This window comes from Micromonospora sp. HM5-17 (assembly GCF_003762835.1).
Classification (GTDB): Bacteria; Actinomycetota; Actinomycetes; order Mycobacteriales; family Micromonosporaceae; genus Plantactinospora.
On the sequence record NZ_RJWA01000004.1, the window covers coordinates 267,478 to 281,637 of the forward strand.

A 14,160-nucleotide genomic window follows, 5' to 3' on the forward strand; every position below is an offset into this window, starting at 1 on the left:
CGGCCGACCGGCTCCGCGTCGACCGTCTCGGAGGGAACCGTGGCGTCCAAGCGTAGGAAGCTCCTGCTGGCCGGCCTCGTCGCGGCGGTCGCGGCCGTGCCGTTGGCCCTGGTGGCGGCACCGGCGGCGGTCGTGGCGCACGCAGCCACCCAGCTCGCCGCGGCCCCCACCGCCAGCTTCGCCAAGGTGTCCGACTGGGGCTCCGGCTGGGAGGGTCGCTACACCATCAGCAACCCGGGCCCCGGCACCGTCGCCTCCTGGCGGGTCGAGTTCGACCTGCCGGCCGGGACCACCGTCGGCAGCTACTGGGACGCCGTCCTGGTCAGCAGCGGCCAGCACCACACCTTCAGCAACCGCTCCTGGAACGGCACCATCGCTCCGGGCACGTCGGTGACCTTCGGCTTCATCGGCGTCGGCCCGGGCACCCCGGCCGGGTGCCGACTCAACGGCCAGCCCTGCTCCGGGGCGACCGTCCCGCCGACCACCCCGCCAGCCAGCCCGACCCCGACGGTGCCGCCGGCCACCACGCCGGTCGCCGCCAACGGCCAGCTCCGGGTCTGCGGCCGGCAGCTCTGCAACGCCCGGGGCAAGGCGATCCAGCTGCGCGGGATGAGCACCCACGGCCTCCAGTGGTACGCGAACTGCGTCACCGCCGGCTCGCTCGACGTACTCGCCAACGAGTGGCGGGCCGACGTGCTGCGGATCTCGATGTACATCCAGGAGGGCGGCTACGAGACCGACCCGCGCCGCTTCACCGACCTGGTGCACCAGTACATCGAACTGGCCACGGCCCGGGGCCTGTACGCCATTGTGGACTGGCACATGCTCGACCCCGGTGACCCGAACGTCAACCTGGAGCGGGCCCGGACCTTCTTCGCCGAGATCGCCGACCGGCACCAGGCCAAGAACAACGTCATCTACGAGATCGCCAACGAGCCGAACGGGGTGTCCTGGAGCGCCGTCAAGAGCTACGCCGACCAGATCATCCCGGTGATCCGTACCCGGGACGCCGACGCGGTGGTGCTGGTCGGCACCCCGGACTGGTCCTCGCTCGGCGCCTCGGGCAACGGCGGCGGACCGGAGACCATCGCCGCCAACCCGGTGAACGCCGACAACGTCATGTACGTCTTCCACTTCTACGCCGCCTCGCACCGCGACTACCACTACGAGACGGTGGCCCGGGCGGCGGACCTGCTGCCGCTCTTCGTGACCGAGTTCGGCACCCAGGAGTACACCGGGGACGGTCCGAACGACTTCACCATGGCCCAGCGCTACCTGGACCTCTTCGCCAGCCGGAAGATCAGCTGGGTGAACTGGAACTACTCCGACGACTTCCGCTCCGGCGCCGTCTTCACCACCGGCACCTGCGCGACGGGTCAGTTCGCCGGCACCGCCCGCCTCAAGCCGGCGGGCGTCTGGATCCGCGACCGGATCCGCACCCCGGACGACTTCTGACCGGATCGCGTCCGCTCGGCCCCGTGCCCGGGTCGGCCCCGCCGTGGCTCGACCCGGCCAACTCCTTTCTCGGCCTGGACCGGCCCCCGGGTCCGTCGGCTCCGGCCTCCGACGGTCGCGACTCTCCGCCCCGACCCCGGCACCGGTCCGCCGGCGCGGAGCCGACAATCTGACCATGGCGAGGACCCACGAATACCAGCTCAGACTCACCTGGACCGGCGCCGGCGCCGAGGGCACGGTCAACTACCGCTCGTACGGACGTGACCACGAGATCGGTGCCGACGGGCCGCCGCCGCTGCTCGGCTCGGCCGACCCGACGTTCCGGGGCGACCCGGGCCGCTGGAATCCGGAGCAGCTCCTCGTGGCCTCCCTCGCCCAGTGCCACATGCTGTCGTACCTGAGCCTCTGCGCCCGGGGACGGGTCGTGGTGACGGCGTACACCGACGAGCCGGTCGGCACGATGACCGAGTCCGGCGACGGCGGGGGATCCTTCACCGAGGTCGTACTCCGGCCACGGGTCACCGTCGCCGCGCCGGAGATGGTGGAGCGTGCCGTCGCGCTGCACACGGAGGCGCACCGGATCTGCTTCATCGCCAGCTCGGTCGCCTTCCCGGTCCGCCACGAGCCGACCGTGCGCGCCGCCGGCCAGGACTGACCGGCGCGGGCACCGCCCGAGCCCCCGGCGCCGGGGGCTCGGGCGGCGCGGCGGGTCAGGCCGAAACGGGTGCCGTCGCCGGGGCGGCCAGCCAGCGGGAGTTCTCCACCGCCATGGTCCGTACCTCCTCCTCGGTGAAGCCCGCCTCCAGCAGCCGGTCGGCGAAGAGCGCCAGGCCGTCCTCGACCGGCGGGTTGAACGGCTGACCGAGGTCGCTGGAGAGGACCGAGCGCTCCGGTCCGACCGCCCGGATGTTGGCGAAGAGGTCGTCCCAGGCGACCTTTCCGGTGTACGGCGTGGTGAAGCAGCGCTCCAGCAGCGCGCCGGCCTCGGCCAGTTCCCGCTGCTCGGCCACGCTGAGCCGCTGCGAGGTGAACTCCGGGTGGGTGACGACGATCCGGCGTACCCCCTCCTCGCGGGCGGCGCGAACCACCGCGAGGATCTCCGGGCCGGCCAGGTGACCGGTGGCCAGCACCAGGTCGTGCCGGGCGATCACCCGGAGCACCTGGCGGACCTGGTCGAGGACCTGCCCGTCGGCGTCGACCACCTCGACCGCGTCCGGGACGATCCCCTGGGCGTGCAGGTCGGCCTGGAGCGCCCCCCACATCGCCGGCTTGGCTCCGGGCAGGTCGGTCGCGGTGCTCCGCCGCTGGTTGCCGGAGTCCACGGTGGGCATCCAGACGATCCGGGCCCCCTGCCGGCCCGCGATCTCCACGGCGGCCGGGTTCATCCCGCCGATCGCGCCGTTCAGGGTGACGGCGCCGAGGACGTCGACGTCGGGGCACACCTTCCGGACCACCATGGCCCGCTCGGCGGTCGGGACGTAGTGCGACTTCAGGACGAACCCGGCGAGCCCGACCTCGGCGAACCGCCGCGCGAGGTCCAAATCGTCGATCCGCCGGTCCATCACGTCGGGGGCGATGTGTACGTGGGTGTCGTACGCCCCGGCGACCAGGGCGCGGGCGCGGGACGAGGGAACGGGGTGCTCGGACATGCTGCTCCTTCGGGAGTGCTCCGGGAAAGGGGTGGGTGGGTTCGCTCAACCGGTACGGGACGATCCGGAGCGGCGGCGCTGCGCCGTCGCGGTCCGGGCCAGGGTGGCCTCGACGTGCCCGAGGTGCTTCCGCATCGCGGCCTCGGCCGCGTCGGGGTCGCGGGCGGCGATCGCCTCGACGATCGCGGTGTGCTCGGCGTACGACTCGGCGGGCCGGCCGGGCACCAGGATGGTGCGGTACTGGAAGCGGACGAGCTGGGCCCGTAGGCCGGCGATGAGCCGGGCCGCGGTCTCGTGCCGGGCCGCCGCGATGATCGCGGCGTGCAGCTTGGCGTTGCCGTCGGAGTAGCCGAGCAGGTCGTCCTGGTCGAGCTTGCGTGCCATCCGGTCGAGGATGCGTCGGATCGACGCGATCTCCCGGGCGGTGGCGTTCCGGGCCGCCTGTCGGGCGGCGAGCGCCTCCAGCACGGCCCGTACCTGGAGGATCTCCACCGCCTCGGCCTCGGTGAAGAGCCGTACGTGAGCGCCCCGGTTCGGGGTGAGGACGACGAGGCCGTCCTGCCCGAGCCGGACCAACACGGTCCGGACCACGGCGCGGCTGACCTGGAGCCGGGCCGCCAGGTTGACCTCGATGAGGCGCTCGTTGGGCATCAGCTCGCCCTGGAGGATCGCCCGCCGGAGCTCCTCGTACGCCTCGTCGGCTGTGCGTCCGCCCGTACGCCGCCCGGAGCCCGCCCCTCGGCGGGGGGCCGGCGCCGGTGTCGCCTCGCGCTGCCGGGCCCGTCCTGACGCCGGTGGCGGCTCATCGGCCGGTGTTCCGGTGGCGGGGGCCGGTGTCGTCGTCGCGGCGTGCGGCTCGGGACGCGGGTCACCCGGCCTCGACTCGTCGCTCATCCTCGCGCCACCACCGTCGGGGCATATCCGGCCAGGTCTGGGTAGCACGCTGTCACCAGGCGCTTGTTGTCAGTCAACATCTGGGCGATTTCCCTGGCAACGGCGACGGAGACGGTTGCGGGAACGAGACTGGTACCTCGGGTCCGCGCGGTCCACGTGTCGACGGAATGCACGCGTGGGACCTTAACCACAGCGCGCCCGCCGCCCCACCGTACGCGGGCGTACCCCTGGCCGCGTCGCGGAGCCGGGATGAGATGCTTGCGTCCCGCCTTCGGGCCGACCACGGTCCGCATCCGGGCGTCGCGTACCACGCGACCGGGGCGCCGACCCGAGCCGGACCGGTGCACGCCGGGCCGGCCGACCCCGCGGCGGCGGGTGTGGCGGCCGCCGACCTGGAGCCAGCCGATCCGGGGCCCTGCTGACCCGAGGCCGGTGCCCGTGCCACGGGCCGGTGTCAGCCCGGACGGAGTGGTCGGGGCGGCGCCCACACCATGGTGCAGCAGCTCTGAGGCCACATTGTCTCCAAGATTATCAACAATCCTGCCACCAGGATGTCCTCTGTAGATCGATCATGTCAAGCGCTCTGAGCTGCTGAAACTCTAGGAGTGCCCCAGGATCTGTTGATTGCTTGCCCGAATTTTGACCGGATCTTGTCGATGACATTCCTGATCTGGGTCATTTACGATTCTCGACCGGGCGAGGGCCGGAGGCAGACGCGCGTCGATAGAGCGAGGCGGCGACTGTGGGTGGCCGCCGATGCCCGCCCTCGTCGTCGACTCGAAATCTGGAGGCATGTGATGGTCAGGCGCTCTCGTGTGCTGGCAGCGATGCTGTTGGCCGGCACGCTGGCGGTGACGAGCGGGTGCAGCGGATCCGACTCGGACGATTCCGCCGGCGGCGAGGGGAAGGCAACCCGGAAGATCACCTACGTGACGGCGTTCGGCGCGGTCGGTCGGGACGCCTTCGTCTGGGTGGCCAAGGAGAAGGGCTACTTTGCGGAGGCCGGCGTCGACGTCGACATCAAGGAGGGCGCAGGCAACGTACCGAACCTCACGGCGTTGAAGGCGGGCGAGGCGCAGTTCGCCGCCCTGGACTTCACCGGCGCCGTGATCCAGGCCGGTAAGGGCGCGTTCACCGAGTGGCGGGCGGTCGCCGCCGTGCACCAGCAGACCCTGGTCGCGGTGATGACCACGAAGGACACCAAGATCTCCACGCCCAAGGACCTGGAGGGCAAGACGCTGGCGACCGCCACCGGGTCGGTCACCGAGCTGCTCTTCCCGGCGTACGCCCAGCTGGCCGGCTTCGACAAGAACAAGGTCACGATCAAGGGGGCCCAGACCACCGCGCTCAACGGTCTGATGGCCAGCCGCCAGGTTGACGCTCTCGGCACCTTCCTGCTGAGCCGGACCGCGCTGGAGAACGCCACCAAGAAGGAGGTGGTGGTGCTGCCGTACAGTGACTACCTGCGGGACCTCTTCGGCAACGCCATCATCACGACCCCGACGCTGATCCAGCAGGATCCTGATCTGGTCCGGCGCGTCACCAACGCCCTGCTCAAGGGCCTCCAGTACACCATCGACCACCCCGAAGAGGCCGCGACGATCCTCAACAAGGTGAAGCCGACCTACCCGGTCGCGGCGGGCGTGGGTGAGATCAAGGCGATGACCCCCTACGTCAAGCCGGCCGGCGGGGCGGCGATCGGCGCGATGGACGAGCAGCGGGTGGCTCGGACCATCGCCCTCATGCAGGCTTCCGGCCTCATCACCCAGCAGCTGACCCCGGACCGCGTCGTCGACTTCGGATTCGTTACGAAGGCCTGAGCGCGGACCGGCAGCGACGAGAGCCGTACCGGGGTGGTGGACCCGCGGTGTCCGCCACCCCGGCCGAAGCATCCAGGAGGATTGCGCGTGACCGAGGATCGGGAAACCGCCCTGTCGAAACTAAGGTCGTACGCCGGGCTCCCCCTGCTGGGCGTGGTACTGGTGTTCAGTCTGTGGTGGCTGATCACCGGACTCTTCGACATCGACACCTTCATGTTCCCGGGTCCGCCCGACGTGTTCGACGCGTTCGTGCGGCTGCGCGACACCCTGCTGGGCCATGCCTGGGTCACCTTCTACGAGGTCGTCGTCGGCTATGGCATCGCCGTGGGCGGCGGGCTCGTCCTCGCGGTCCTGCTGGCCGCGTCGCGAACGGCGGAGCGGATGGTGATGCCGCTGATCGCCGCGTTCAACGCCCTGCCGAAGGTGGCCCTTGCCCCGCTGCTGCTGATCTGGTTCGGGTTCGGCACCCAGCCCAAGATCGTGATGGTGGTGCTGGTCTCGTTCTTCCCGATCCTGGTCTCCACCATCGCCGGCCTCAGCTCGACCCCGGCCGACCTGCGGGAACTGGCCAGTTCGCTCTCCGCATCGTGGTGGCAGACCTTCTACCGGGTCCGCCTCTCCTGGGCGTTGCCGCAGATCTTCGTCGGTTTGAAGGTGGGGATCTCGCTCGCCATCATCGGCGCCTGCATCGGCGAGGTCACCCAGCCCGAGGAGGGCCTCGGCTCGGTGGTGGCCGTCACGCCGCAGACCGCCGACACCCCGCTCGCGTTCGCCGCGCTGACCATGCTGGGCATCATGGGGGCCGCGCTCTACTACCTCATGGTCGGGCTCGAACGCCTGCTGGTGCCGTGGGCCAAGGCGATCTCCACCTGACCAGTCCGGTGCGCCGAGCGGACGTGCGGCCCCCGGCCCGGCTCCCGGAACGACCGGCCGAGTCTCCGACCCGGCCGGCGCAGGCTCCGGGGCGCCGGGCCGGGGGCGCTATCGTGTGCACGGCGGGGCGTCGCGCCGCCACCCGCGTCCGGGTGGCGGGCAGGGCTTCGGGCGTATCGCGGTGTCGGTCTGGTAACGAGTGGGTGGTGGTGGCGTCGTGGCGTTCGGGAAGTTGTTGCGCTTCGACGAGGTCCGGGGCTACGGGTTCATTGCTCCCGAGGGTGGCGGGGAGGACGTCTTCGTCCACGCCAACGACTTCGGCGAGGACAAGCACCTGGTTCATCCGGGGATGCGCCTGGAGTACGAGGTCGAGCAGGGAGAACGCGGGCTGAAGGCCACCACCGTCCGGATCGTCGACCGGCCGGTGACCAAACCCCGGCCGAGCCGCCCCGCCGGCGACGCCGAGGAGCTGTGCGACGTCCTCTCCGGTGCCGAACTCAGCGGTGAGGTCACCGAGCTGCTGATCGAGAAGGTGCCGACCCTGACCGGTGCCCAGATCGGCGCGATCCGGCAGCAGTTCGTCAACCTCGCCCGGTCCCACGGCTGGGTCGAGCCCTGACCCGCGCCCCGTCCGGCGGCGAACTGCTCGCTGTCAGCGACCTGCACGTCGGCTACGCCGAGAACCGGCGGCTGGTCGAGGGCTTCGTCCCGAACTCCGACGAGGACTGGCTTCTCATCGCCGGTGACGTCGGAGAACGGGTCGAGGACGTCGACCGGACGCTGCGGCTGCTGAAGGACCGGTACCACACGGTGGTCTGGGTTCCCGGCAACCATGAGCTGTGGACGCACCGGCGGGACCGGGTACAGGTGCGCGGGGTGGCTCGCTACGAGCTGCTGGTCGAGCTGTGCCGGCGGATCGGCGTCCTGACTCCCGAGGATCCGTACCCGGTCTGGACCGGTCCCGGTGGACCGGTGACCGTGGTGCCGCTCTTCCTGCTCTACGACTACACGTTCTGGCCGCCGGGAGTGAGGAGCAAGGCGGAGGCGCTCGCCCTGGCGTACCGGACCGGGGTGGTGTGCACCGACGAGTACCTGCTGCACCCCGATCCGTACCCGAGTCGGGAGGACTGGTGCGCGGCACGGCTGGCCATGACCGAGCGGCGGCTGGCCGAACTCGACCCAATGGTGCCAACCGTGCTGGTCAACCACTTCCCGCTGGTGCAGGAGGTGACCCGGGTCCTGCGGTATCCGGAGTTCGCGCAGTGGTGCGGTACGGTTCGGACCGCCGACTGGCACGTCCGGTACCGGGCCGCCGCCGTGGTCTACGGGCACCTGCACATCCCGAGGGTGGACTGGTTCGATGGGGTGCGCTTCGCCGAGGTGTCGCTCGGCTATCCGCGCGAGTGGCGGGCCCGGGACCGGCCGCCGGGCCGACCCGTACCCGTGCTGCCCGGCCGCGCGGTGGACCCGGCCTGACCGGGCGCGGCAGCCATCACCCCGGGTCGACCGGCGCGGCGGCGCGCGGCGCCGGTGCCAGAGCGGCGCCGCCGGTCCACTCCGGTGCATCGTCGGCGCGGCGGTGGCTTGGCGCCGGCCGCCGAGGGCTCAGCCCGTGCGGGACATCCAAAACGCCCCGGTGGGCAGGCCCCGCAGCTCCGCCGGTACCGCCTCCGGCCGCTGCGACCAGAGCCACGAGGTGAAGAGCAGCACCCGCCACACCGTGTTGTGGGTGAGGAACGCCCGTAGCAGGTAGACCTCGGTCCAGTCTCGGCCCTCCCGAAGCCACTTCTCCGGGTACTCGAAGGGCCAGTGAATGTCGTGCACGTGGACGACGACGCCGGGCCGTAGCGTCGGCAGCACGTGCAACAGCAGCCAGACGACGTCCGAACCGGCCTTGGCCACGTGCGTCGAGTCGATCAGCAGGATGTCCCCGGGGCCGAGCGCGGCGAAGGCGTCCCGGTCGACGTCCTGGACCCGGCGCTGGATCAGCTCGACGTGATCGCCGGGTCGCATCCGGGCGCGCAACCGCTCCGGGTGTGGCTCGACGCAGGTGATCCGCAGCTCGGGCAGGTATCGTTCGACGACGTCGAGGGCGACCGCGGTGGAGTAGCCCGACCCGACCTCGATGAGCCGGGCCGGTCGGAGATGCCGGAGCATCGCGTGCAGGACGGCGGCGTCGGCACGGCCGTACATCCCGTTGCGGTCGTGCCAGCGGTCCTCGGGTAGTTCGCACAGGTAGGGCGCGAGTGTGGCGGCGAGGCGCAGCTGGTCCGCCTCGCGCAGGTCGATCCCGACCGGCGGCAGGTCACGCCAGGCGATGGCGGTGGCGCGGTCCGCCGGCGCGGTCACCGGCGAGTAGTAGTGCCCGGGCTTCACGTACGGCGGCGCGCTGAGCGCGGCGCTGATCCCCCGGGCCCGCCGGATGACCTGCGTCTGGAACCCCCCAACAGCCATGAGGGGAATTCTGTCCTTGATCGCCATGGATCGCTAGCACCCGCGAAAAGGGAAAATTCCCGTGTTAGGCCGATGGTTCGTCAATGCTCGGCCTCGGCCAGCCGGTGGCCGACGTACGCCATCGCCGGGCCGCCGTACACCTGCTGGACCTGGGCGATCGCCCGCCACAGTCCGGGCATCGGCCAGTTCGGCGGGAGCAGCGACTCGGGCAGTTGGGGACTGCGCAGGGTGTCGACCATGGGGATCCGGAGCAGTTCGGCGTATCGGCGCAGCGTGTCGGGGCTCGGCTCCGGCGGTGTGGGCCGGTCGTGGACTGCGGCGCGGAGCGTCCGGGTGTGGGCGGCGTACACCTCGGCGAGGGTGTCGAGGTCCCAGGCGAGGCGGGCGGCCTGTGCCGCGTCCGCCTCGGCCATCTCCAGTCGGGTGACGAAGACCCGGACGTCCTCCGGCGGCTCGGCGAGCAGGTCGAGCTGGTCGGTCCGGTCCCGTACGGCGATGAGCACGCCCTGCTGGAGCAGGCCGTACCCGAGGTTGACGGCGGAGCGTCGCAGCGCGTCCCGGAACGCCCGGCGCGACTCCGGCACCTGGTAGAGCAGGGCGTGGAAGGATCCGGTCCAGGCGGGCGGGGTCTCCTGGCCGGCCCGCCGGATCCGGTCGAAGCGGCGGCCGTACTCGCCGGCGAGCCGATAGTCCACGACCCGGCCCCGACGGGTGCTCGCCAGCATCCCCTCCTGGCGCATCCGAAGCAGCAGCGCCCGGGCGGCGGCCTCGGTCAGACCGAAGTCACCGAGCAGCCGGACCAGCACGGTGCCGGGAATCTCCGCGCGCCCGGCCACCCCGAACAGGAACGGGACCAGCGACGACGATCGTCCTCCCGTCGCTCCCGTGACGGGGGTCGATTCAGATGCTACATTTCTCGGCACGTACGTGAAGATAATCGTATAGTTTAGGGGCGTGCGATGGGGCGACTTCGGACGATGGTGCTGACCTGGGGTCCCAGCATCCTGTTCACGGCGGTGCTGCCCTTCCTGACGTACGGTGTGCTGACCGACCGGGGGATGAGTGAGTTCTCCGCGCTGGCGCTCAGCGGGGTCTGGCCGGTCGTCGAGGTCGCTGTGCTGTACGCGATCCGACGCCGGATCGACGAGCTGGGCGTGTTGAGCCTGCTCATCATCGGGCTCGGGATGGTCTCCGCGCTAGCCCTGCGGGACGAGCGGCTTCTCCTGGTCAAGGAGTCGGCGGTGACCGGCCTGTTCGGTCTGGCGCTGCTCGGTTCGCTGCTGCTGCCCCGGCCGATGATGTTCTACTTCGGACGCAAGTTCGCCACCGACGGATCGGCGGAGCGGGTGGCGTGGTGGAACGGCCTCTGGCGGTACCCCGGGTTCCGGCGAACCCAGCGAATCCTCACCCTGGTCTGGGGCCTGACCTTCGTGATCGAGGCGGCCGGCCGGATCGAGCTGGCCCAGATCCTCTCGGTCGACACCATGGTGGCGGTCTCCGCGATCCTGCCGTTCGCCGTCATGGCGGCCCTGGTCACCTGGACGATCCTCTACACCAAGCGGGCACGCGCTCGGGCTGGTCAGACGGCGGAGGTGCCGGCCGCCGTCTGACCCGCACCGCCCCTGGTCGGATCGCTCGCGACCACGTCACCCGATCGGCGGATCGGTGGTTCCCGGTACGGTGTCAGCTCACGGTCACGCTCTGGAAGGTGATCGGGATGTTCGGTGCGCCGCCGCCGGCCGACGAGCCATAGGAGTTGTCGTGGCCGCCGGCCGCGACCCGGTCGACGATGTCGAGCCCGGTCGTGACGGTGCCGAACGGCGTGTAGGCGGGCGGTAGTTCGGTGTCCCGGAAGATGATGAAGAACTGGCTGCCATTGGTGTTCGGCTCGCCGGTGTTCGCCATCGCCACCACGCCTCGGGTGTAAACCGCACCGCTCAGGTTCTCGTCGGCGAAGCGGTAGTCAGGGCCGCCCCGCCCGGTGCCGGACGGGTCGCCACACTGGAGCACGAAGATCCCCTCGGTGACGAGGCGGTGGCATGAACTGCCGTCGAAGAACCTCTGCTCGGCGAGATGGTGGAAGCTCGCCACCGTACACGGCGTCTTGGCCCGGTCCATGGTGATGACGATCGTCCCGAGATTCGTGTCGAGCCGCATCGTCGCGGTGCCGCTCCGCGGTGCCCCATCGAAGTCCGGAAGCCCCACCGTCCTGGTGTCGGGCTGGCCCTGGAGGCGGGTGGCCGCGCAGGCCAGCGGTGCGGGAGGCGGCGGATCGTCGGAGGTCGGCACGATCCGACCCTCGGACAGGTAGTAGCTGACCAGCCCCACGCAGACCGCGCCGAGGCAGAGCACCCCCACCACGGCCGCGCTGATCAGCCCGATCATCAGGCCGCGCAGGTTCGTCGCCGGTCGCGGCCCCTGCGCATACGGCGATCCCGGTGGAAACGGCGGCTGCTGGCCGGCTTCCGACGGCGCGGGCGGCCCGAGTGGTCCGGGCGGGGAGGCCTGGTGCGGCTCGTTCGGCGGCTCGGCAGGGGGGCGGGTCACCAACCCAGACTACCGATCGCGCCCCTCGTCCGGCAGTGCTCGGCGTGGCGGAGGAATGGTCCCCGGCCGGGACGGCGCCGGCGCGTCCGGCCGGGGTGCATCCCGCACCCGGTGGAGTGCGGGCGACATCCGGCCGACGAGGGCTGGGCGGGGGGCGGGGGCCGCGCGGATCGTCGCAGATCTGATCCAGCCGATCGCGGCGGAATGGTCCACGACGCGAATGACCCGGGCCCGGTCGGACTGGTGTACGGTCGGGGTTCTCGGTTAGAAAACCATCATTGCGATGCATGGACACGTCTGACGAGGGATCGCGGTGGTCTTTCTCGACCCGTCGGCTGCGAAAGGGGCGAACAGTCGGGAGTTGTTCGCCACCCGGAAGGGCCTCGAGGCCAAGCTCCGCGCGATCGTCGACCACATTGTCGGGTCGGTACGTGTTCCGCAGTCACCGATGACGTTCGCGATCTACGGGCCGTGGGGCGCGGGTAAGTCGTCCGCATTGAACTGGCTGATGGACGAACTGGACTCCCACAAGCGGCGCGACGGGCTTCCGTTGACCATGTCGACGTACAGCGCACCGTTGTGGCGCCATTTCACCGACGTGCGGGCCACGCTCGCCTACGAAATCATGAATGGCATCTCGCAGGACCAGCCCGAGGCGCTGCACGACATCACCCAGACTCTGGCGGATCTTCTCGGCCTGAAGTTCAGCGCGCACCCGGACGAGAGCAGCCTGCACGTCGCCGTCACGTTCATGACCATCCTGGCTCGCCTGCCGAACGCGCCCGCGGTGGTCGAGGCGGAGTTGCAGCGGCGGGCCAGGCGACTCCGCGACACCGCCGCCGGTGGCGAGCTCCGGCCGGTGCACGTCCAGTTCATCGACGACCTCGACCGGTGCGATCTCGAATTCACGGCCTCCCTGCTGCACGCCATGCACTACTGGCAGAACACCGACTACTGCGTGATGTTCGTGGTGGCCGCCTCCAAGGACCACGTGTACCGGGCCTTCGCGGAGCATCCCGCGCACGACGGCAAGGACCCCCGACAGGCGCTGGAGAAGTACATCCACCTCAGCGTCGACCTGCCGGAGTTGCTGGTGACGCCGCGTGAGGTCGCGGTCTTCCTCCACCAACTGGTGGCGCGGGTGACCGCCGAGGGCGGGCTCGCCGTGGACGTCGCCGGCGAGCTGGATCGTACGATCGACGCCTCCGTCCAGGACTACCCGCGCGGGGTGCTGGCGCCGCTGCTCCGGATCGGTGGCGGGAGCGTCACCCCTCGGGCGGTCAAGCACCGGCTCAACACCTTCCTGTCGGACCTCTCGGCGCACGACGGCCCCCTCGATCCGCAGACCTGGAAGAACCTGATGATCCGGTCCTACTGGCCGGAGTTCTGGAGCAGGGACGTGGCACCGTTGGAGCACCGCCCGACCACGGTCGACCTGGTGTGGCAGGGACGCCTCGAACGGGTCGTCCGCCTCCGCGCGGTCGGGCGGGAACTGCTGCGGTTCTGGGACATGGACGCGGCCGACGTGGCGCCGATGCTGTCGCATCTCGGCCGCCGGTACGGCATCGACGTCGACGGCGTCGACCCCATCCTGGCGATGTACCTCGCCGCCGAGCCCGCCTGGGAGCCCCCGTACGTGGGCGGCGACGACGGTCCGGCCCAGCCGGCGGTGTCGGGCGGCACCCTCGAGGCTCCCGGCTTGCGCGACGGCGACGAACGGTCCAGCCAGGAGCCGTTGCCGCCCAGGGACGAGGCGCTGCTGGTCAGCATCCAGGCCGAGCAGGCAGCCAACCAGGGGGATGCGGTGGCGACCCGTTCCCACCTGCTCCGGGTCGTCGAGCTGTTTCGGACCCAGCCGCCGAACACCATCAACGCGGAGGAGCGGCTCCGGCCGTACGTCGGCTCCGCCGCCGTGCCGGACGGTCGGGTGGGTACGGTCTCGGCCGAGGTGAAGGCGGCGATCGACCAGGTACGGCAGGTGCTGCGGGACGCCGGCTTCTGGGTGACGCACGCCGAGCGGGGCGACCAGCAGCTGACCTTCGTCGACTGGCGGTACGGCGTTGCCGGCCGCCAGCACCGCGGCGGTCGTCGGGACGGGCACCCGGCCCGGGTGGAGTGGACGGTCGGCTGGGCGGACGGGGTGCTGCGGCACGTGGTCAGCGTCGACGGGGTCCGGCTCGCGGAGTGGAGATCGGACCGCCTCGGCGACCAGGTCACCGCGCGGACCCGGGCGCAGCTCGACAGGTTCGCCCAGCAGCAGGTCCTGGACCTCATGTGTCTGCTGGTCGACGCGCTGGAGCGCGGATCCCGGGTGCCGCTGGGGCGCGGCTGCGCCGACGCCGTGGACCGGCGGTCGGGCCGGTCCCACGAGGTTGATGCCGTGCCCGGCCCGCCGGCACCGACCGACGTTCCCGGCGGGGAAAACCGCGATGAGTGAAAACCGGCGCCGCCCGGGGTGGCGACACTCA

13 protein-coding genes are annotated in these 14,160 nt (G+C 71.1%); 8 read left to right on the forward strand and 5 right to left on the reverse strand.

What is annotated here, in order from left to right:
- Window positions 1–66: 66 nt before the first annotated feature.
- On the forward strand, window positions 67–1,455 hold the full coding sequence (locus EF879_RS14660; RefSeq protein ID WP_123559238.1) for a cellulase family glycosylhydrolase: 1,389 nt from the start codon (window positions 67–69) through the stop codon (window positions 1,453–1,455).
- A 175-nt stretch (window positions 1,456–1,630) separates the two neighbouring features.
- A complete protein-coding gene (locus EF879_RS14665; RefSeq protein WP_123558889.1) occupies window positions 1,631–2,110 on the forward strand; it encodes an OsmC family protein in 480 nt (159 codons plus the stop codon).
- A 55-nt stretch (window positions 2,111–2,165) separates the two neighbouring features.
- Here the strand turns inward: EF879_RS14665 and EF879_RS14670 are convergent, their stop codons facing one another.
- Window positions 2,166–3,104 carry a DUF6282 family protein gene (locus EF879_RS14670; protein WP_123558891.1) on the reverse strand — a complete coding sequence of 313 codons (939 nt, stop codon included), beginning with the start codon at window positions 3,102–3,104 and terminating at the stop codon, window positions 2,166–2,168.
- A 45-nt stretch (window positions 3,105–3,149) separates the two neighbouring features.
- Window positions 3,150–3,998, reverse strand: coding sequence for a GntR family transcriptional regulator (locus tag EF879_RS14675; RefSeq protein ID WP_123558893.1), 849 nt, complete (start codon window positions 3,996–3,998; stop codon window positions 3,150–3,152).
- Window positions 3,999–4,813: 815 nt separating this feature from the next.
- Between EF879_RS14675 and EF879_RS14685 the strand changes: the two genes are divergently transcribed.
- From EF879_RS14685 to EF879_RS14700, 4 genes are all read left to right on the forward strand, one after another.
- Window positions 4,814–5,818, forward strand: a complete 1,005-nt coding sequence (locus EF879_RS14685; protein WP_233604465.1) for an ABC transporter substrate-binding protein — start codon at window positions 4,814–4,816, stop codon at window positions 5,816–5,818.
- 87 nt (window positions 5,819–5,905) lie between these two features.
- Window positions 5,906–6,691: an ABC transporter permease gene (locus EF879_RS14690; RefSeq protein WP_233604466.1), complete on the forward strand. Its 786-nt coding sequence runs from the start codon at window positions 5,906–5,908 to the stop codon at window positions 6,689–6,691.
- A gap of 217 nt (window positions 6,692–6,908) precedes the next feature.
- A complete protein-coding gene (locus EF879_RS14695) occupies window positions 6,909–7,310 on the forward strand; it encodes a cold-shock protein (protein ID WP_123559242.1) in 402 nt (133 codons plus the stop codon).
- Window positions 7,307–8,167 (forward strand): metallophosphoesterase, encoded by an 861-nt coding sequence (locus EF879_RS14700; protein WP_123558899.1) that lies wholly within the window; start codon window positions 7,307–7,309, stop codon window positions 8,165–8,167. Before EF879_RS14695 ends, EF879_RS14700 begins: the two co-directional genes overlap by 4 nt.
- Before the next feature lie 129 nt (window positions 8,168–8,296).
- Here EF879_RS14700 and EF879_RS14705 read toward each other — a convergent pair whose 3' ends face one another.
- On the reverse strand, window positions 8,297–9,145 hold the full coding sequence (locus EF879_RS14705) for a class I SAM-dependent methyltransferase (RefSeq protein ID WP_158624177.1): 849 nt from the start codon (window positions 9,143–9,145) through the stop codon (window positions 8,297–8,299).
- A gap of 80 nt (window positions 9,146–9,225) precedes the next feature.
- Window positions 9,226–10,068: a PaaX family transcriptional regulator C-terminal domain-containing protein gene (locus EF879_RS14710; RefSeq protein WP_123558903.1), complete on the reverse strand. Its 843-nt coding sequence runs from the start codon at window positions 10,066–10,068 to the stop codon at window positions 9,226–9,228.
- Window positions 10,069–10,104: 36 nt separating this feature from the next.
- On the opposite strand from EF879_RS14710, the gene EF879_RS14715 reads away from it, so the two are divergent.
- A complete protein-coding gene (locus EF879_RS14715) occupies window positions 10,105–10,755 on the forward strand; it encodes a VC0807 family protein (protein ID WP_123558905.1) in 651 nt (216 codons plus the stop codon).
- 73 nt (window positions 10,756–10,828) lie between these two features.
- Here the strand turns inward: EF879_RS14715 and EF879_RS14720 are convergent, their stop codons facing one another.
- Window positions 10,829–11,692, reverse strand: a complete 864-nt coding sequence (locus tag EF879_RS14720) for a peptidylprolyl isomerase (protein WP_233604467.1) — start codon at window positions 11,690–11,692, stop codon at window positions 10,829–10,831.
- A gap of 361 nt (window positions 11,693–12,053) precedes the next feature.
- On the opposite strand from EF879_RS14720, the gene EF879_RS14725 reads away from it, so the two are divergent.
- The gene (locus EF879_RS14725; RefSeq protein ID WP_123558908.1) at window positions 12,054–14,129 is read left to right on the forward strand and encodes a P-loop NTPase fold protein; all 2,076 of its coding nucleotides are present in this window, start codon (window positions 12,054–12,056) and stop codon (window positions 14,127–14,129) included.
- Window positions 14,130–14,160: the final 31 nt, after the last annotated feature.

Bases quoted from the DNA above. Each gene is read 5' to 3' on its own strand.
- EF879_RS14665 (WP_123558889.1), top strand. From the start codon at position 1,631: ATGGCGAGGACCCACGAATACCAGCTCAGACTCACCTGGACCGGCGCC.
- EF879_RS14670 (WP_123558891.1), bottom strand. From the start codon at position 3,104: ATGTCCGAGCACCCCGTTCCCTCGTCCCGCGCCCGCGCCCTGGTCGCC.
- EF879_RS14675 (WP_123558893.1), bottom strand. From the start codon at position 3,998: ATGAGCGACGAGTCGAGGCCGGGTGACCCGCGTCCCGAGCCGCACGCC.
- EF879_RS14705 (WP_158624177.1), bottom strand. From the start codon at position 9,145: ATGGCTGTTGGGGGGTTCCAGACGCAGGTCATCCGGCGGGCCCGGGGG.
- EF879_RS14715 (WP_123558905.1), top strand. From the start codon at position 10,105: ATGGGGCGACTTCGGACGATGGTGCTGACCTGGGGTCCCAGCATCCTG.